This window comes from Microbacterium sp. R86528, from assembly GCF_044596335.1.
Lineage (GTDB): Bacteria > Actinomycetota > Actinomycetes > Actinomycetales > Microbacteriaceae > Microbacterium > Microbacterium marmarense.
Genome location: NZ_CP138996.1, coordinates 861,474 through 880,682, shown reverse-complemented (window position 1 = coordinate 880,682; position 19,209 = coordinate 861,474). Strand labels below are relative to the sequence as shown.

The following is a 19,209-nucleotide window of genomic DNA, read 5'->3' as shown; positions in this document are numbered from 1 at the left end:
ATCTGGTGACCACTTAGTCCAACGCCGCTGAGCCGCGCTGGCCAAACCGTCTGTGGTGACTAGAATCGAGCGAACGTACGTGAAGGCAGGAGAGTCCGTGGCGGGCACCAAACAGGGCAGCAAGACAGCCCCGACCGACGACACCCCACTGGGGCCGACAGGTCGTCCCTACCGCGGATTTGCGACACCTCCGAAGCTCGATTCTCACGGTCCCGCACGCATCATCTCGTTGTGCAACCAGAAGGGCGGGGTCGGCAAGACGACCACGACCATCAACCTCGCGGCATCGTTGGCAAGCTACGGCCGCAAGGTGCTTGCGGTTGACTTCGATCCTCAGGGCGCGCTGTCGGCAGGCCTCGGCATCCAAACCCATGAGATTCCCACCATCTACGACCTGCTCGTCGATTCCAAGCGTGATCCACATGAGGTCATCGTGCCCACGCGCGTCGAGAACCTCGACATCATCCCGGCGAACATCGACCTGTCGGCGGCCGAGGTGCACCTGGTCAACGAGGTGGCCCGCGAACAGACGCTCTCGCGAGCTCTGCTAAAGATCACAGCCGAATATGACGTGATCCTCATCGACTGCCAGCCGTCGCTTGGGCTGCTCACCGTCAATGCGCTCACCGCGAGCCATGGAGTGCTGATTCCGCTCGAGTGCGAGTTCTTCGCGCTGCGCGGCGTCGCGATGCTCATAGAGACCATCGACAAGGTGCGCGACCGTCTCAACCCGTCCATCACACTCGATGGGGTGCTGGCGACGATGTATGACGCTCGAACTCTTCACTCGCGCGAGGTGCTCGAGCGTGTGGTCGACGCGTTCGGCGACGACGTTCTCGAAACGGTGATCGGCCGCACCGTGAAGTTCCCCGATGCGTCGGTGTCGGGAATGCCCATCACTGATTTCGCCCCCGAACACGCAGCCGCCCAGGCTTATTTGCGGTTGGCGCGGGAGCTGGTCTCGCGTGGCGCCGTCGCCTGACGGAGCCGATTCGGTCGACTCGCTCGCTGCTGCCGAAGCCGCGGGCTTCCGGGTTTCTCTCGGGGTCTTCGACGGTCCGTTCGATCTGCTGTTAAGCCTGATCTCGAAGCACGAACTCGACATCACCGATGTCTCACTTTCGAAGGTCACTGACGAGTTCATCTCGTATCTCAGGCAGCTCGGTCCTGACGAAGAACTCGACGAGGCCTCCGAGTTTCTTGTGATCGCAGCGACGCTGCTCGATATGAAGGTGGTCGGCCTGTTGCCGCAGGGCGAGCTCGTTGACGCTGAATCTGTTGCGCTGCTTGAAGCACGCGATCTGCTGTTCGCGCGTCTGCTGCAGTACCGGGCGTTCAAAGAAGTGTCAGCGTGGTTCGCTCGCTGTCTTCAGCGCGAGGAGAAGCGACACACTCGCGCTGTGCGCCTCGATGAGAAGTACCGCAAGGCGGTGCCCGACCTGGTCTGGACGCTGAGCGCCGAAGACTTCGGTGCACTCGCGATGCTCGCGATGACGCCGCAAGAGATTCCGCACGTCGGTCTCGACCATTTGCACGCACCGCTGGTGAGCATCCGCGAGCAGGCCGCTATCGTCGTTACGCTGCTCAAGGCGGCGGGAACATTGAACTTTCGCGAACTCGTCGTTGGCGTCACCCAGCCAGGCATCGTGGTCGCACGGTTCATCTCTGTGCTGGAGCTCTACCGCCATGCGGCGTTGTCTTTCGAACAGCTTGAACCGCTCGGCGAGCTCACCCTGCGGTGGAGTGCGCAGCGCTGGTCAGACGAAAATCTTGCGACTCTAGGAGCCGACTATGACCGATGACGATGTGACGCCAGCAGCAGTCGCCCGCCGGCTTGAAGCAATTCTGCTGGTAATCGAAGAGCCACAGTCGCTCGTGAGCCTCGCCGCGGCAGTCGCTGCACCCGTGCCTACCGTTCGGCAAGCCATCGACGACCTGGTCGCGGACTATGACGGCGCTGACGGGGGTACCGTTCGTGGTTTCGAGCTGCGGGAAGTCGGTGGCGGCTGGCGACTATACGTCCGGGAAGACTACGACGACCTTGTCAGCGAGTTCGTCAATCAGCAGGCACCGTCACGCCTATCTCAGGCCGCTCTTGAGACGCTGGCCGTGATCGCCTACAAACAACCGGTGACGCGCAGCCAAGTGGCATCCATTCGCGCTGTGAACGTCGACTCGGTCGTGCGTACCCTGGTGGCACGCGGGCTGATCACCGAACTCTTTGCCGACAGCGAGACGGGCGCCATCAACTACGGCACCACCGACGCGCTGCTGGTCAACCTCGGCATCAACTCGCTTGACGAGCTGCCCCATATTTCCCCCTTGCTCGATGACGGAGCCGATGGCTTCGCAGAGGAGATCCACCGATGAGCTTTACCGATACTCCCGCCGAGGGGGCCCCAGAGGGCGTGCGCCTGCAAAAAGTGCTCGCCAACGCGGGTGTGGCCTCACGCCGCGTCGCCGAAGAGATGATTCTCGACGGTCGCGTGCGCGTGAACGGCGAGGTCGTCACCGAGATGGGCTCACGTATCGACCCTGAATCCGATCTGGTTGACGTTGATGGCACCGCAATTCAGCTCGACCAGTCCAAGCGCTACGTCGTCTTGAACAAACCCACCGGTGTCGTCAGCTCGATGAACGATGACCGTGGGCGGCCTGACCTTCGCCGCTACACGAAAGACTGGGAAGAGCGGCTTTACAACGTCGGTCGATTGGATGCTGAAACCAGCGGCCTGCTCGTGCTCACGAACGACGGCGACCTCGCTCACGTGCTCGCCCACCCGTCGTTCGGAGTAACGAAGGTATATATCGCCAAGGTCGAAGGCAAAGTCACCCCTCAGACCATCCAGACTCTGACGCGCGGCATCGATCTTGAAGACGGGCATATCGCCGCCGACAAGGCTCGCCTGCTCTCCAGTTCCGCGGAAGGTGGTGGCTCGCTGGTCGAGTTGACGCTGCACTCAGGGCGCAACCGCATCGTGCGTCGAATGCTTGACGCCGTCGGCCACCCGGTCGTCGATCTGGTGCGTCGTCAGTTCGGTCCGCTCCACCTGGGAACACTGCCAGCAGGACGAGCCCGCGAGTTGACTAAAGTAGAGCGGGGCGCTCTGCTTACTCTCGCGCGCCGTGCGACGGATGAACCGTCGGGGGACCAGGAGACATAAGTGACCGATTCGACGGCAACGCCCGTGCGCGCCCGTAACGCTGCGCGCGTTTCAGGCACCGTGCGTATCGTTGGTGCGGGTCTGCTGGGATCAAGTATCGGTCATGCGCTGCGAAACCTCGGCGTCGATGTCGCACTTGAAGATGCTTCACCGTCACAACTGCGTCTCGCTGTTGACTACGGAGCCGGGCGCCAAGCGACAGGCGACGATGACCCGACGCTGATTGTCGTGGCTGTGCCGCCCGACGTGACCGCCGACGTCATCGAACGCGAACTTCGGCGCTACCCGAACGCCGTGGTCACTGATGTTGCGAGCGTGAAGCTCGAGCCGCTCAACGCACTGCGCAAACGTGGCGTTGATCTGACCCACTACATCGGGTCGCATCCGCTGGCTGGCCGTGAGCGCGGCGGCGCGATATCTGCTCGCGCAGACATCTTTGTCGGCCGACCCTGGGTGGTGTGCCGTGACGAAGAGACTCCGACCGCCGATCTCGCCATTGTTGAAGCCCTCGCTCTCGATGTGGGTGCCACCCCGATTGAGATGACACCCGCTGACCACGATCGTTCGGTCGCGCTGGTCTCGCACGTGCCCCAACTCGTGGCCAGTCTGCTCGCGGGGCAGTTCGTGAACGCCGCCGACGAGTCGTTGCGGCTTGCCGGTCAAGGAGTGCGCGACACGACGCGCATCGCCGCGTCTGCCCCCGAACTGTGGGTGCAGATTCTTGACGCGAACGCCGCGCCTGTCGTCGAAGTTCTGGATGCCCTGGCTAGCGATCTCACCACGGTCGCCGATGCGCTGCGCGCGCCTGAAACACCGGGCGCTCGACGCTCCGTTGCCGACACGATTCGCCGTGGCAACGATGGCGTCGGTCGGTTGCCAGGCAAGCACGGCCAAACCGGTCATTTCGAGCAGGTCGTCGTGATGGTCGACGACACCGCCGGACAGCTGGGCCGCCTGTTCGGCGAGCTCGGCGAACTAGATGTGAACGTAGAAGATTTGCGCCTTGAGCATTCTCCGGGCGCGCAGTTCGGCCTTGCCGAAATCAGCGTCGTGCCCTCAGCGGTGCGGCGTGCTGTAGATGGCCTCGAAGAGCGAGGCTGGAAGATTGCGAGCACCACCAATGACTGAATCGACGATTATCGTCGCCATCGATGGCCCCGCAGGTAGCGGCAAATCCAGCGTGTCAAAGCAGGTTGCCCGGCGACTGGGGTTTGGCTACCTCGACACGGGCGCCGCTTACCGAGCCCTTGCCTGGCATGCGCTCGAGCACGACGCCGACACCTCAGACTCAGCATCCGTCATCGACCTTGCGGGTTCTTTCGACTATGCGATCTCGCTCGACCCCGACGACTACTGGGTGCGAGTCGGTGAAACCGACGTCACCGAGGCCATCAGAGACCCCCGCGTGACTGATGCCGTCAGCGGCGTCGCTCGGGTGCCTGTCGTTCGCAAGACCGTCAATAAGATGTTCCGCCGACTCGCTGAAGACTCGGGTCGTCCCGGCGTCATCGTTGAAGGGCGTGACATCACGACGGTCGTTGCCCCCGACGCGCCGGTGCGCATTTTGCTTACCGCTGCTCCAGAGGTGCGTGCCTCACGCCGTAGCGCTGAAGTGACAACCCAAGACGCTGCGGCTGTTGCCGCCGCACTGCACAAACGCGACGCCTCTGATTCAGCGGTCGTTGACTTTCTTACTGCTGCCCCCGGAGTCGACGTTGTCGACTCGACCCACCTTGACTTCGATCAGACCGTGGACGCCGTCCTCGATCTGATCCGTACGACTGTGCCTACCGCACAGACAGGAGCGCCTCATGGCCGCTGACGACCGTTCACAAGAAGAATTCGAAACTGGTCCTGACCGACTGCTTGAGAATCTTGCCGCCCTCGATGACGAACTCGTAGAGAAGCGCTCCGCTGCCCTGCGTGTTGGCCTCGATGACTACGACCTCGAAGAGGATGACGCCGAACTGCTCGAGGGCATTGTTCGTGGCGAAGACGGTATCGAATACCTGCCGGCGCTTCCCGTCGTCGCCATCGTGGGTCGACCCAACGTAGGAAAGTCAGCGCTGGTCAACCGAATTCTCGGGCGTCGTGAGGCTGTGGTCGAAGACACCCCGGGTGTCACCCGCGACCGCGTGACGTACAAGGCTGAGTGGATGGATCGTCGATTCTCGATCGTCGACACGGGCGGCTGGGAGCCTGACGCTCGCGGCATCGACGCCTCGGTGGCTGCTCAAGCCGAGATCGCCATCGACCTGTGCGATGTCGTGATGTTCGTCGTCGACGCAATGGTCGGCGCCACCTCTACCGACGAGCACGTCGTGCGATTGCTTCGAAAGAGTGGCAAGCCCGTCTTCCTCGTTGCGAACAAGATCGATGACGCCCGCCACGAACCTGAAGCCGCCGCCCTGTGGGCGCTTGGGCTCGGCGAACCGCACCCGGTGTCAGCGATTCACGGTCGTGGCGTGGCGGATCTGCTCGACAAAGTCATGGAGAAGCTCCCCGAGATCTCCGCGGTCGCCCAGCACGAGATCGGTGGTCCTCGGCGGGTCGCGATTCTTGGCCGCCCGAACGTCGGCAAGTCGTCGCTGCTCAACAAGGCAGCCGGCGAGGAACGCGTTGTTGTCAACGAGCTTGCTGGTACCACTCGCGACCCGGTCGATGAGATCGTCGAAGTGGGCGGCAAACTCTGGCGGTTCGTCGATACCGCCGGTATTCGCCGCCGGGTCCACCTTTCCCAGGGCGCTGACTTCTACGCTTCGCTGCGCACGTCCGCTGCGCTTGAGAAGGCAGAAGTCGCCGTTGTCGTGCTCGATGTTAGCCAGCCGATCAGCGAGCAAGACATTCGCATCATCGACCTCGTGCTCGAATCAGGCCGCGCCTTGGTGCTCGCGTTCAACAAGTGGGACCTGCTCAACACCCCCGCGCTCGAAGACAGTGAACGTCGCCGGTACCTCGAGCGAGAGATCGAGCAAGACCTCGCCCACGTCGCATGGGCCCCGCGCGTCAACATCTCGGCACGAACGGGTCGACACCTCGAGAAGCTGGTGCCGGCTCTTGAAACGGCGCTTGAATCGTGGGATCGCCGCATTCCTACCGGCAAGTTCAACGCGTTCCTGTCGGAGCTCGTCGCCGAGCACCCGCACCCGCTTCGTGGTGGAAAGCAGCCGCGCATTCTGTTCGGCACGCAGGCGACGACCCGCCCGCCGACATTCGTGCTGTTCACCACGGGCTTCCTCGATCCCGGCTACCGCCGTTTCATCACGCGTCGCCTGCGTGAGGTGTACACGTTTGAAGGAACGCCCATCGTGATCAACATGCGCGTGCGCGAGAAGCGTCAGCGCTAGCCACGCTCTGCGTATCGGCCCGGTCAGCGATCTTGCTGGCCGGGCCGATTTGTTTTTTGGGGGATGCGGCTGCGACAGGCACCCCTGTTGCTTTCGCATTCGGGGCAGTACGCTGGCTATGTGGTCAGACCACAGGAAAGGTGTGCCGAAAATGAAGATCGTAGTCGTTGGTGGTGTAGCCGGAGGCGCCTCTGTCGCTGCGCGTGCGCGCAGGTTGGATGAGAGTGCAGAAATCGTCGTTCTCGAGCGAGGCGAACACGTATCGTTTGCGAACTGTGGGCTGCCGTACCACATCGGCGGTTTGATCACGGATCGCAGTCGGCTCTTGTTGCAGACGCCCGCCAGTCTTCGTGAGTCGTTGAACATCGATGTTCGAGTCGGCGCCGACGTGATTGGTATCGATCCAGCAGCCCGCACCGTTATGGTGCGCGATGTCAATACTGGGCGAGAGTACGCGGAGTCGTATGACTCGCTGGCGCTGTGCCAAGGCGCTGATCCGGCAAAGCTGCCGCTAGCGGGGGCGGACCTCCCCGGCATTTACGTTTTGCGCAACGTGCATGACATGGATGTCATCAAGGAGCGCTTGGATGCTGCCCTGACCAAAGCAGCTTCGTCACCGTCCGCCGTGCGCGCGGTCGTCATCGGTGCTGGCTATATCGGCCTCGAGATGGCTGAGAACATGCGACACCGCGGCGCGGACGTGACAGTTGTTGAGCTGTCGGACCAGATCATGCCGCCGCTCGACAAAGAAGTTTCAATTCCCGTCGAGCAGCATCTTCGCAGCCGCGGTGTAGAGCTGATTCTCTCGACTGCGGCCGTCGCGTTCACACAGAGCCGCGATGGTGGGCTCCGTGTCGAACTCAACAGCGGAAAAACGATCGACGCTGATTTGGTCATCTTGTCTGCGGGAGTGCGTCCGAACGTGTCGCTGGCGCGAGCGGCAGGTCTTGAGCTCGGCGAACGTGGCGGCATCACCGTCGATACGCACATGCGCACTTCTGATGCCCACATTTGGGCTGCCGGAGACGCCGTTGAAACCCCTCACACCGTGTTGCCGGGTGCGTGGCTGAACCCCCTCGCGGGGCCAGCGAATCGGCAGGCGCGCGTCGCTGCCGAGAATATGTGCGGGCGCGAGACTGAGTATTCGTCAACGCAGGGTACGTCCATCGTGAAGGTCTTCGACATGACCGCCGGGGGCACTGGCGCGACAGAGCGACAACTTGAGCGAGAGGGAGTCCCGTATCGCACAGTGCACCTTCATCCTTCTGGGCATGCAGGTTACTACCCCGGCACGTCGATGATGCATATGAAGGTGTTGTTCGCCCCTGACAGTGGCAAGCTGTTGGGCGCTCAGATCGCCGGTTTCGATGGAGTCGACAAGCGGCTTGATGTGCTGGCCACCGCGATTCGATTGGGCGCGACCGTGCATGACCTCGAGACTCTCGAGCTCGCGTACGCGCCGCCCTTCGGCTCTGCAAAAGACCCGGTGAATATGGCGGGCTTCGTTGCCACGAACGTGTTGAACGGCGATCTGCGCCTGTGGTACGCCAAAGACTTTCCGCAAGCAGTCGAAGGTGCCCGCATCGTCGATGTGCGAACGCCTGATGAGTACGAAATCTGGCACATTCCGGGCGCGGTGAATGTGCCGCTGGGCACCCTCCGCGAAGCATCCGAGAAGTGGGACGTCAGCGTGCCGATCCGGTTGTACTGTGCGGTCGGCTTTCGCAGCTACCTTGCCTACCGGCTTCTGGTGCAGCGAGGCTTCAACGACGTTCGTACGCTCTCGGGAGGGTCGCACACCTTCCGCTTCTGGCATGACGTCGCGCCGGTGGATGTAGACGGAAAGACGCCCGAGATCGCGTATGCCGAGGCGGCAGACATCGTCAGTGCCGCGCAAGGCAGCGGCGAGATGGTCGAACTCGATTGCACTGGCCTAGCCTGCCCGGGACCCATCATGCAGTTGGCGAAGGCAATGGATGGGCTGTCATCGGGCGGCGAAGTCATCGTGAGCGTGTCTGACCCAGGATTCGCGACCGACGGCCCAGCATGGGCTGCTTCCAAGGGTCACGAGCTGAGGTCGATGACACCGCAGGGCTCTGGATTTGTTGCTACTTTCCGCAAGCACGACTCGGCGTCTGCTGCTGTCGCGCCGGTCCAAGATCTCGACCAAGTGTCGTTCGTTGTGTTCTCGGGTGAACTAGACAAGGTGCTCGCGGCCTTCATTATTGCAAACGGTGCGCTTGCGATGGGGCAGAAGGTGTCGATGTTCTTTACCTTCTGGGGTTTGAACGCGCTCCGGCGTGAAGACCCGCCACGGCGCGAGCGCAAGTCGCTCGACAAGATGTTCGGCATGATGATGCCATCGGGCCCGGCAAAGCTCCCACTGTCAACCATGAACATGGCGGGCATGGGGCCGGCCATGATCAAGAAGGTCATGCATGAGCATTCTGTGCAGACATTGCCTGAGCTGATGAACGCCGCGCGTGACAGTGGCGCACGGCTCATTGGCTGCACGATGACGATGGACCTGCTGGGCATCGCCGAGTCAGATCTGCTCGAGGGCATCGAGCTGGGTGGTGTGGCCACGTTCCTGGGTGAAGCGCAAAAATCTGGAACGACGCTCTTCATCTGATGCTGGCTGGCGGCCGGTGACGAGCCGTTCGTGTGGAAAGCTGGACGGGTGAGGATCGAACCGCTTGTACCGGGGGAGCCGCGTCGCCCGCATGGGCCCCGCGATCCTGGTGACGCCTGGGTGGTGGCCCCCACGGGCGAGCGCTACTGGGGCCGTTTCGGCGCGGCAGGGTTGCTTGCGCTTGACGGGGACCGCGGTGTGCTTCTGCAACACCGGGTGTCGTGGAGTCACTTTGGCGGAACCTGGGCGCTGCCAGGCGGAGCGCGTCATCAGGGCGAATCAGCGATCCTCGGTGCGCTGCGCGAGTCTGAAGAAGAGGCTGGCGTTCCGGCTGTCGCGGTGCGACCGCGTTTTGTGAGTGTGTTCGATCTCGAATATTGGTCGTACGCGACTGTTGTGGCCGATGTCATTGTTCCGTTCGAGCCGGTCATCAGCGATCCTGAAAGCTACGAGCTGTCGTGGGTTGCGATCGACGACGTTGCTTCATACCCGCTGCATCCCGGATTCGAACTGTCTTGGGCAAGGCTTCGCCCCTTGTTGGCGCTGCGGCCGACCGTTGTGGTCGACGTAGCCAACGTGATGGGTGCGGTGCCCGATGGCTGGTGGCGCGACCGCGCGGGTGCCGCTCAACGGCTGGTTGGGCGTATCGGCACGCGTACCCGTGGTGGTGTACCTGGCGAATCTCTCGGATTGCCTGAACGCAAGTGGTTTCCGTCGTGGGTGGCCGTCGTTGAGGGGCAAGCGCGCGGCACAGCTGGCAACGATGAGGTGGCGGTGGTTGCCGCGGCAGCCTCTGGCGACGATCAGATTGTTGCCGAGGTGGCGCGCAGGGTCGGGATGGGTGAGGTTATCACCGTGGTTACAAGCGACCGTGAGCTTGCCACACGAGTGATCACCCTGGGCGCCTCCGTTCATGGCGCACGTTGGCTGCTAGACCAGCTTGAGATTGGCTAGACACCCTCGTAGTCGTCGTACCGGCCGCGAAGCTTCTCGATGTTTCGGCGGTCGCGCTTGGTAGGTCGGCCAGCGCCTCTGTCGCGGGTGGGAACGAACGCGGTGAGTTCACGAGGCGGCGGTGGGGGAGTCTGATCGTCGACGGATGCTGCCACTAGCGCCGCGCCGACCCGCTTCGAAATTGTCTGGCGCACCACCAGAATCTTGTCGAATCCATTGATGCGCACGCGCACCTCATCGCCCGGCCTCACCGGCTGGGCTGCTTTCGCTTTCTCGCCACCGACGCGCACATGCCCCGCGCGGCACGCTGCGGTAGCGAGCGAGCGGGTCTTATAAATGCGCACCGCCCAAAGCCAGGCGTCGACGCGCGCGGTGGCATCTGACATGCATTCAGCCTGTCATAGCGAGCGTGGGGTGAGCGCACGGTCAGCGATGATGACGCCCGCGGCGATGAGACCTTGGCCTGTGCAGTAGGTGAGCATCACGAGGGGGTCGCTCCAGGCGGGCATGGCGTCGGGTGTGAAGAGAAGAAAAGCGAGAAGGGTGTCAGAGGCCAGAAAGAAGGCCGCACCGGTCGCGATGACTGGATTGCAGCGAGACGCGGTCGCAGCTGTTGCACCGAGCACGACGCCATAGGCTCCCAGCGCCGCGACCCAGGCGCCGCCGCCAGGTTGCGCGAGCAGCGCGGGCGAGAGTATCGCGAGCGTGACGATCCACCAGAGCAGATAGATCGCCGACCAACGCGGAAATCGGCGCACCGCAAGCCGCTTCGCGAAGAGCCAGATATAGCAGAGGTGCGCCAGGCCGAAGAAAAGCAGCATGAGCGGCAGCGTGGGTGCGTCAGGAAAGAAGAAGCCAGCACCGTCGCCCAGCCAAGACAAGGCCAGAGCTGCGAAGAGCAGCGTGTAGGAGACGCCCCAAGTCGATCCGCGCCCGCCCCACAGCACCGCGATGATGAGAGCGGGCATGAGCACAAGCTTGGTCGGCGCGGCGATCTCGTCGGCGTTCAGGGTTAGCGCGACGATATGTACGAGTGAGACGAGCAGGAACGGCACGAACCCCCACCACCAGCGGGCAGGAAGCGTTGCGCTGTCAGAAACGTCGGGCTGAGTTGCAGACACAGCACTCCCTCGTGATGTTGTTCCTCGTCGTGAGGATGCCGCCCCATCGTACGCTGACAACGCGGACATATCGTGGAACGGTTCGCGAGCATCAATTCGAGCGGGTAGGATAGTGGAGTTGTCCGGATGCGAGTCTGGGTAACGGGATGTGGCGCAGCTTGGTAGCGCACTTGACTGGGGGTCAAGGGGTCGCAGGTTCAAATCCTGTCATCCCGACAGAAGGGCTGTTGGCAATACTGATTGCAAAACGGTCTGAGAACGTCGGAAAAATGAGAAGGGCTCCTGCTATTTGCAGGAGCCCTTCTCGTTTTCTTTCTGTTGTGTGGTGATTCTCGGTACGTATGTGTGTGGGCACCCTGTTCTTGGGGTGTCGGGCATGATTGTGGCGTTTTTTTGGCGCGCCGGATTTGCCTTGCGAGCGGTGGATTTGCCGGTATCGTCGCCGGCTGGTGTCAGGAGCCGGCGGCTCTAGGTCCGCATTGGTGCGAGTATGTCTGAACTTGTTGCCAGCGGGCTGGCGTCGATGTTTCGTGGCTTGCGGCCCGGGATGCTCATGTCGCCGTCACCTGTTGTGCGGGTGTAGCGGTTTGCCCAAGCGCGGTCGCGTCGTCGAAGTATTGGTACCCGCGGTGTGGTGCGGGCCTTGTCGCGTTCTTTGTCGCTAAGGAATGCGGCGATTTTGCGAATGTTGTGTGTGACCAGCAGGAGGGTGACGATTATCTGGGCGGAGGCGAGACCGCGAACTTTTCGGCGCGCGGCGGTAGCGATGTCCTCGTCGCCGGAGGCTTTGAGTTGTTGGTTCTCAGATTCGACAGAGTTGCGGGCGTGGTCGTGGAAGACTTCCCACTCTTCACTCCCGTAGTCGAATGCCTGCGGTGGAGACTGCATCTGGGTGAGGTCGAATGCTGCAGAGTGTTGCTTGCAGATTGTGTCGATGAATTCCTCTTCGAGAGTTTCCGGTTCAACGTGCGGTCGTGCCTTCTGTGCGGCGTTAAGGGCGAGCTCGCGGAGTGGGCAGGTGACCGTTGGGCTTGGGCCCATGGCGGGGCACCGCAGCATGGTCTTTCCATCGCCCTTCGCCTTCTGTTTGACGTGGAGACGAAACGCCTTCCGTTCTTCGCGTCGGGCCCGGAATGTCGCGGCATCAATCTCGTTGCTCAGGAAGTCTTTCGAGACGCTGAGGAGGGGCGCTGGGGTGTTGGGGCAGTAAACGTCACCTTCGACGAACAAGCCTCCATGCTCGCCACCTTTTACGCCCATACGGTCTACTCTGTAGTCGGTCGAGGGAGTGAAGCCAGCTTTTAGTGCCGGCTTGAGGAGGCGGAAAGGTTTACTGTTCGCGAAGTATTGCTTGTCGGCATCGGCGATGCCGGGCTTCAGACCGAGTCGCGCGGCGGATTGGAGCAGGTGCACGGCTTCTTCTGCCACTTCCATGTTCGGAATGCTGAGCGACGCTGCCACGACGAGCGTGGGGAACCGCTTGGAGCCGGGCTCTTCCGCATCGACGCGAACAGCAAGGTTTGCCTCCCAGCCCCAGTCGTAGCTTGCGAACTCACCACGCCCTGGAGTGGTCTGGTCAACCTCGCCTTTTTCGTTATCGACACGTTCCGCCTTCCCGCTTTTTACATGCCAACCGGCGAACGCATCCACGGGCCCGGGAGTGCGCTCACCCAGGCTCAGAGCAGCTTGCTCCTCGGCTACCCGATGTTTTAAGTTCTTGCGGGAGTAGCCTTTGGTGGTTGGAGTCCCGATGTAGGTCTGGTCGAACGACACATCGAGCTGATTCGAGACGCGGCGAACGTGTCGTGGCTGATTCATGAACGTCATTTGCAGGAACAGACGCGTGTACTCGTTCAAGCGTGCTTTGTACTTTTCCTCGCGGTCCGGGTCATGTGCGGCGAGGATTTCTTGAATCTGCTCGTAGGTCTTGGCGGTGTAGCGCTCTTGCGGGAATGGGTCCATGAGGTCCTTCATGCGGTGAAATGCGCGAATTGTGTTGGTGTACCAACGCCTGTTCGAGGCAACGTGGGACGCGAAGCCGGAGTATGCGTGCGGCAGGTCGAGTAAGTCGCGTGACTCCGGCGCCAATCGGTGCTGAAGAACGAGAGCAGCACGGCTGATGTGCAGTGGTGAACCTTCGTGAGCGAGCAACAGCAGCGCGGTAAGTAGTGCACGTAAGGAGATCATGACGGGGCGACCTCCTACTCCGTCGACGGCTCCGTCCTCTTTTGCCCACTTCTCGAATTGCTCCAAGATTCGGGCCTGGCGTACACGTGATTCGATGAGCGCGACGGTGGCAGGGTCGAACATCTGAAGATTGCGGCCTCTCGCCACAATCTCGTTTTCGGTAATGCCGCCCCACTGCTCGCTGTGTCCAGACTGGTAGTAGTCGACGTCTTCGGCGCTCATCGAGCCGCCTCCGCCCCGACGAGCATGCTCGTGTAGTCGCTGAGCTTGCGTGCTTGTGCGTGTTCGTAATAGCGGCCTAGGGTTTGGAAGCAATCGAGCCCAGAGGCTTCCATCAGCGCCTGTGGTGGAACGTCGTTGTTGATGTGGTGCAATATCCAGGAGTTGCGCAGCAGCGAAGGAGTGGGGCGCACTTTCGCAGGGTGGTCAGTGAGGAAGGTCTGGATGGTTCGGGGTGGATATTCTTCGAATCGGTGTCCACGGAACAGGTGCTCGTTCGTGTGCTCGCGTCCTTCGATACTTCGCAGCAGAACACGCGCCCAGGCGTGTCGGACGGGCACCAGTCGCGATTTTCCTTCGCGCACATTGATGAGCACAACGTTGTCGACGCGGATGATGTCGGTAACGCGGGTTTCGACGATTTCTGCTGCAGTGAGCCCTGCGCCACCGGCGAGGCCGAGGAGCGCGTGCGCGTTCTGACGCTTCTTCACCGTGGTGAGGGCATTCGCCCAGCTGTGCATCGTGGCGATTTGCTTCGGAGCGAACGGGGCACGTACCTTGCCGTTCGGAGCAGGGAGTGCGATGAGGTCGGCATCAGCAAGCTCGCGCCCAACCTTGACAAGTTGACGAGACACACCCCACCGGTGATGCGGGGAACGGTGCTTCAGATGAGTGCTGAGGAAGCGGTCGATGTTGTTCTGCGTATACACGACTGGGACGTTCAGCTGCGTGCCTGTTCGCGACCATGCCCAGATATGGAACTGAGCAGTCATCGTCATGAGACGGCGCGACACGTCGAACGTGTCCGGGGCCATCTCAGCGGCCGTGGTGATGGTGAACGGGCGAACCTCCGCCCATGCACCAGCCAGCGCAGCACTATTTGGCTTGTATCGAAGGATGATGCTGCAGGGGGCTTCTCGCAGTTGAGGGTGGGCCGCGCGAAGGCTTGAGAGCTCGGCGGAAATGTCTGTGAGTCGGATGTTTTGGTTCATACCGACCGTGTACGCGGCGGGACAAAAAAGCCCGCGCGTGAGGTTGCTTATCCGTCGCAGCATCGAACGCCATCGTTGTCAGCAACAGTGTCTGAGACTCAGGCCCGAGGCGGATTTGGCGCTCGCGGCGGCAGGAATCGCCTCAGGCGGTCAAGCGCTGCAAGATGCTCCAAACCGGCAATCCGGAGGAGGTCCTGTGGTGGAGTGCCCGACTGCAAATGTGTGAGCATCCACGTCGTGCGCATCCGAGCAGGACGAACATCGAGCTCGGTGGTGTGGCCGCGGTGGAGAAAATCGGTCACCTGCGCGGCTCGCACTCCTTGCCGGCCAGGTCGAAACAGCCACCCGTTCGCGTCTTGGCCGTTGGTGGCGTTTCGTATGGCGTGCTCCCACGCGGGCAGTACCGGAACCACGCGCGGGCGACCGTCCCACACCATGACATATGCACTGTTCCCCTGTAAGTCCACGTCGCCGATTCGTACGGACAGGAGCTCACGAGTGGCGAGACCGCTACCGAACCCGAGAGCGAGCAACACCCACGCGTCCTTGCGACGTGCTGCGCTGCCTTGACTGTGAGCCCAACTGCGAAGCGAGGCAATTTCCGCTGGTGTGTAGGGTGCCGTCGGCGTGGACCGCGGAATAGGAAACGGCCGATCTGCCGGAGGTGTGAGCACATCTACGATCGCAAAGAGCTTGGACCGGTAAGTCGCACGGCTGCCACGCGTATAGGAACCCATTCCGCGGTGCACGAACTCGCTCACGAGAGGGCGTCTGAAAATGCGATTCACACTCAGCTCCAGACCTTTTGACTGCCACGCCCACAACACAAACGCTGTCGCCACCGGATACAGCCCACTTGCATCACGACCAGTCATTCGCGCCGCTTTCGATACGGCTGCCACCACCACCGGCTCGAGCACATCCCAATACGGTGCCGCCTTCACCGGGGAGAAAGAGGCCGCTCCCGTTTCGCCTTGATCGCCTGATTCCTTTTCAGGATCCCGAGTTGTCATCGCGTAATCCGTCTTGGCGGCGTGCGCAGCGACGCATCGACGGCATCGATGTGTCGAACGTTTGCAGTGGCGCGGCGTGTGAACCACACCCCGGGAATACCGCGATCGATGAGCAACACCATCGGGACACCGAGCCGGCATGTCGCGACCGTCAGAAGCTTGGCGGGCGCTGCGTCAACCACCACCCGGGTAGCCGGATCTGCGGCTGCGGCCGCGGCCGCGGACGAAGCGATCACGAACCGATGGTGCAGGTCTAGCTGGTAGGTCGTGCCGTCGTCGGTGGCAACGATGAACAGCCCCTCCATCTCATCCGAGATCTGGACCAGTGCGCCTTTCACGCTCGGCATCGCGGCCCTCCCTCTGTTGCCGCAACGCTACAAACCCAGCTGGGCGGGAGTCCACCGACTCAACGACAGTGCGGGCGGCGCGCCGGGTGGCCACCACGCGAACAGGCACCGCGCATAGGTCCATGTGGACGCACCTTCAGCGCCCCGAAAGGATCCTGTGGCCATCTCAACCTCAGCAGAACTCCACGCGCAAGCCGACCTGCTCTGGCGATCTATCGCACCAGACGACGCCGAAGCCGCACGCTCCGCCGCGGCCATCGAGAGCATTCTTCTCGGGAGGCAACCCGTTCATTTCCGAGCAACGAACTGGGGCCTAAAGCTTCATAGGTACGAGGGATATTGGTTCCTGCACGGACGGACACCGCGCGAGAACACCCGAAACCGGGACACACTCCCCGCGACCGAACGGAACCTCGGCGAATGGGCGCGCTATCAGCGCCGATTCGAGGACCAACTCAACGAGTACCAGCACGCTCGCCTCGAGGTTTCTCCGGCGTTCCGCTGGGATCCTTGGTCCTCCGTGTGGCAAACAAATCTGGCTGCCTGCATCGTCCATCGAGAGCGGGCGGGCAGCCTGCCACGCCTGACTAGTGCAGATTCGGTCGAGTTTGCTCTGGCCCGCTGGCTCGGCCGCCAGTTGTACCGCCTTCAACGAGGCCACTTGGTGGCGGAGCGTGCGGAGTTGTTGCAAACATTGCTCCGATCCGAGCACGGGAGCTGGTGGCGCTGACAGAACGGCGTCACGCCGGCTGGCTTGGAAACCTCACCGACTATCGTCGCGAGGTTAGAAAACGTGATCTATGCGTTCGCGGCCGGTCACATTGTCTTGCAACCCTAGGGATATGGGGCGTCTTGCCAGTCCCTGCGGTGACACACCGCTGGGACGCGACTTTGTTGCATCTCATGCGTTACGAGACATCGAGGTTTCGAGACACCGGCTTGCCTGAAAGAATCGGGAGATGCCAGGTTTCCATCACGTCGAATTGTGGGTTGCAGATTTCGCGGAGGCGCAAGCGGAGTGGGGCTGGCTGCTGAGCAGATTAGGTTTCGCGCTCGATAGCACTTGGCCCGAAGGGCAGTCCTGGAGCGCCGGCGCAGAATATCTCACCATCACGACTTCGCCCAATCTGTCGACGCCCGTGCACGACCGTCGTCGGGCGGGAGTGAATCACTTGGCGTTTAAGGCCGAGTCTGCGTCGGAGGTCGACGCAATCATCGAAGACGCGCCCACACACGGTTGGCACCTGCTCTATCACGATCGCTATCCGCATGCGGGAGGCGAGGACCACTACGCAGGCTGGATCGAAAACTCCGCTGGGTTCAAAGCCGAGGTCGTCGCCACCGCCTCGCCGGAGTGAACCAGAGCGCATGCACAGCCCGAGGGCCGAGCCTTCGCCCGCCGCGCACTGTCGCGTATCACATGGGTTTCGAGACACCTTGGGTTACGAGACAGTTTGACGCCGCGGATCGCCCGTACACGGATCCCTGTGCGCTAAGAACGCTGCCGCGGTGGCCGACCGGCTTGCGGGGCATGGGTTCGGTTGTAACTGCTTTGTACGATGACTTCATGATGGGCAGTCAGCGCGGATCATCCTCCTCGGCCATGAGTTCTCGCAACAGTGCAGCCACAACGCTCAGCATCATTGCGCCCATTGGTGTCGCAGCCATGTTTGCTCTGGCGCTGTTTGCGCCGGAGGACTGGGCGGCATGGAGGATGTTCGGACTCGTGTCAGTCGTGCTCTGGCTCGCGTGGGCAATCTGGAGTTGGCCCAGAATTGACGTCGATGAGACGACTGTCACCGTGCGAAATGCGTTGGCGACATGGCGGATACCGCTGCACGAAATTCGCGACGTTGAAGGTGGACGCAAGTTCACGCTCACGCTCACGGGCGGCAAGAAAGTCACCGCCGCCGCTATATCCGGTGACGGGATTGCTGTAGAAGCGTGGCGCCGCACAGACGCCGCAACCCAAGGCGGTCATTTTGTTCGCAGCGCTGATGACGCACGAATCTCACAAGGCTCCCAATCAGCGGCAGCCAGCTGGGCAAAACAGTTGCGCGTCCGCGTGCGTGAGGCTCCGGACACTGCGCGAGGGCCTGTTATCCGACACACAAACTGGGTGATTGTCAGCGTGAGTTTCCTTGTGATCGCCCTGTTTATCGCGTCGATAACAATCTTTCGCTGATGTTCAGGCCGTAGTTCATACGAGGTAGCCACCGACCGCTCTGGGGCCTACTTTGCGCCCGCAAGCCGGTCCTTCAGTGCGACAGTCTGCGGCCCTCAGATCTTTGAGTGAGCGAGCGTCCCCTGAGTTGGTTGGGACAAAATGTTGCAGAGGTGCGATGACGATGAGGTTGAAGGGTCGCCGCCGTCAGGTAGCGCGCGTTGTGGATGCGATCAGAACCTGGGCGGAGGAGTCGACAGACGTGCGCGCGGTTGCCATCGCCCGATACTGGTGACGACTACGTACCGGCGGATGCTCACGGCCTGATACTGCCCCGACCGAAACGACGATGTGCCCTGCTAGTAGGCCATGCCAGCCGTTGCCAGTACGCGGCGTGAACAACAAGGTGCCCGCGGTCATTCGCTTCGGGCCCCTTTGTCTCGAGAGACACACAACCCCGGCAGGACAACCGCACACACCTCACCCCTCACCCCGCGGCACTGGGTCGACCGGCTCGGCTACTGACGTGCGGTCAGTGAGTGATTTCCAACGGGACTTGGCTCTCAAGATAATCCGTGTCCGCTACCGCAGCCAGGCGGGTCGAAAGCTTTTCCGCCGTTACCCGGGCAGAGTCACTCGGTTGGGCCTTCGCCGGCAAAGAACCCGTCCGCGACACCGTTATCGTCAGGCCCGAAGCGCGAACGATGACAGTCTGCTCGTAGTCGGCGCCGATCACTTCCATCTGTGTCGACCCAGTCGCCAGTTTGGCCGCCGTCATCTCTCCAGCAGCAGCGATTTCCTGAAGCGAGGCAGGCACTTTCGGGCGCTGAATGCTGATGTTGTATGCGTTGCCATCGTCGGCGTAGGTCGCCAGAGCGGCGTTTAGTTCTGGGAACTCTTGCACTCTTACAAGCTTGGCTCCAGCCGGAACGAGCTTGACGCTCAATTCCTTGATCGTCTCCACGAGGTCACCTTTTGATTCTGCGCGTGGCGCGCGCTGGTCAACACCCTTGACTGGAGGTACCGGCTTCATGGTGGGAGACTCCGTCGCGGTTGGGGTCGGCTTGAG

The 19,209-nt window shown here is 61.9% G+C and carries 17 protein-coding genes and 1 tRNA gene; 12 read left to right on the top strand and 6 right to left on the bottom strand.

The annotated features are described in order from the left end of the window. Positions 1-97: 97 nt before the first annotated feature. From SJY18_RS04340 to SJY18_RS04300, 9 genes are all read left to right on the top strand, one after another. A complete protein-coding gene (locus tag SJY18_RS04340) occupies positions 98-982 on the top strand; it encodes a ParA family protein (RefSeq protein ID WP_396668517.1) in 885 nt (294 codons plus the stop codon). Beyond that, complete coding sequence (locus SJY18_RS04335; RefSeq protein WP_396668516.1) at positions 966-1,802, top strand: segregation and condensation protein A; 837 nt, start codon at positions 966-968, stop codon at positions 1,800-1,802. The genes SJY18_RS04340 and SJY18_RS04335 overlap by 17 nt, the downstream gene beginning before the upstream one ends. After that, positions 1,792-2,370, top strand: a complete 579-nt coding sequence (gene scpB / locus SJY18_RS04330) for an SMC-Scp complex subunit ScpB (protein ID WP_337337680.1) — start codon at positions 1,792-1,794, stop codon at positions 2,368-2,370. Before SJY18_RS04335 ends, scpB begins: the two co-directional genes overlap by 11 nt. Then, on the top strand, positions 2,367-3,164 hold the full coding sequence (locus SJY18_RS04325; RefSeq protein WP_396668515.1) for a pseudouridine synthase: 798 nt from the start codon (positions 2,367-2,369) through the stop codon (positions 3,162-3,164). The genes scpB and SJY18_RS04325 overlap by 4 nt, the downstream gene beginning before the upstream one ends. After that, complete coding sequence (locus SJY18_RS04320) at positions 3,165-4,292, top strand: prephenate dehydrogenase (RefSeq protein ID WP_396668514.1); 1,128 nt, start codon at positions 3,165-3,167, stop codon at positions 4,290-4,292. It abuts the gene before it with no gap. Further along, on the top strand, positions 4,285-4,986 hold the full coding sequence (gene cmk / locus SJY18_RS04315; RefSeq protein WP_396668513.1) for a (d)CMP kinase: 702 nt from the start codon (positions 4,285-4,287) through the stop codon (positions 4,984-4,986). The genes SJY18_RS04320 and cmk overlap by 8 nt, the downstream gene beginning before the upstream one ends. Beyond that, positions 4,976-6,511, top strand: a complete 1,536-nt coding sequence (der, locus tag SJY18_RS04310; protein ID WP_396668512.1) for a ribosome biogenesis GTPase Der — start codon at positions 4,976-4,978, stop codon at positions 6,509-6,511. Before cmk ends, der begins: the two co-directional genes overlap by 11 nt. Positions 6,512-6,662: 151 nt before the next feature. After that, the gene (locus SJY18_RS04305) at positions 6,663-9,143 is read left to right on the top strand and encodes an FAD-dependent oxidoreductase (protein ID WP_396668511.1); all 2,481 of its coding nucleotides are present in this window, start codon (positions 6,663-6,665) and stop codon (positions 9,141-9,143) included. A 48-nt stretch (positions 9,144-9,191) separates the two neighbouring features. Then, positions 9,192-10,097 (top strand): NUDIX domain-containing protein, encoded by a 906-nt coding sequence (locus tag SJY18_RS04300; protein WP_396668510.1) that lies wholly within the window; start codon positions 9,192-9,194, stop codon positions 10,095-10,097. On the opposite strand, the gene SJY18_RS04295 is transcribed toward SJY18_RS04300, so the two are convergent. Both SJY18_RS04295 and SJY18_RS04290 read right to left on the bottom strand, forming a co-directional pair. Next, complete coding sequence (locus tag SJY18_RS04295; RefSeq protein WP_337337686.1) at positions 10,094-10,483, bottom strand: RNA-binding S4 domain-containing protein; 390 nt, start codon at positions 10,481-10,483, stop codon at positions 10,094-10,096. The genes SJY18_RS04300 and SJY18_RS04295 overlap by 4 nt on opposite strands. 12 nt (positions 10,484-10,495) lie before the next feature. Further along, on the bottom strand, positions 10,496-11,218 hold the full coding sequence (locus SJY18_RS04290; RefSeq protein ID WP_396668509.1) for a lysoplasmalogenase family protein: 723 nt from the start codon (positions 11,216-11,218) through the stop codon (positions 10,496-10,498). A 142-nt stretch (positions 11,219-11,360) separates the two neighbouring features. On the opposite strand from SJY18_RS04290, the gene SJY18_RS04285 reads away from it, so the two are divergent. Continuing rightward, positions 11,361-11,434: transfer RNA gene (locus tag SJY18_RS04285), tRNA-Pro, on the top strand. A 252-nt stretch (positions 11,435-11,686) separates the two neighbouring features. Here the strand turns inward: SJY18_RS04285 and SJY18_RS04280 are convergent. The 3 genes from SJY18_RS04280 to SJY18_RS04270 form a co-directional block, all read right to left on the bottom strand. Then, the gene (locus SJY18_RS04280; protein ID WP_396668508.1) at positions 11,687-13,627 is read right to left on the bottom strand and encodes a hypothetical protein; all 1,941 of its coding nucleotides are present in this window, start codon (positions 13,625-13,627) and stop codon (positions 11,687-11,689) included. Beyond that, positions 13,624-14,616, bottom strand: a complete 993-nt coding sequence (locus SJY18_RS04275) for a tyrosine-type recombinase/integrase (protein WP_396668507.1) — start codon at positions 14,614-14,616, stop codon at positions 13,624-13,626. The genes SJY18_RS04280 and SJY18_RS04275 overlap by 4 nt, the downstream gene beginning before the upstream one ends. A gap of 1,009 nt (positions 14,617-15,625) precedes the next feature. Further along, positions 15,626-15,976 carry a hypothetical protein gene (locus SJY18_RS04270; protein ID WP_396668506.1) on the bottom strand — a complete coding sequence of 117 codons (351 nt, stop codon included), beginning with the start codon at positions 15,974-15,976 and terminating at the stop codon, positions 15,626-15,628. A 959-nt stretch (positions 15,977-16,935) separates the two neighbouring features. Between SJY18_RS04270 and SJY18_RS04265 the strand changes: the two genes are divergently transcribed. Next, positions 16,936-17,334 (top strand): VOC family protein, encoded by a 399-nt coding sequence (locus tag SJY18_RS04265; RefSeq protein WP_396668505.1) that lies wholly within the window; start codon positions 16,936-16,938, stop codon positions 17,332-17,334. Between the two features lie 245 nt (positions 17,335-17,579). Next, a complete protein-coding gene (locus SJY18_RS04260; protein ID WP_396668504.1) occupies positions 17,580-18,161 on the top strand; it encodes a PH domain-containing protein in 582 nt (193 codons plus the stop codon). A 511-nt stretch (positions 18,162-18,672) separates the two neighbouring features. Here SJY18_RS04260 and SJY18_RS04255 read toward each other — a convergent pair. Next, positions 18,673-19,104, bottom strand: coding sequence for a hypothetical protein (locus tag SJY18_RS04255; RefSeq protein ID WP_396668503.1), 432 nt, complete (start codon positions 19,102-19,104; stop codon positions 18,673-18,675). Between the last annotated feature and the right edge of the window lie 105 nt (positions 19,105-19,209).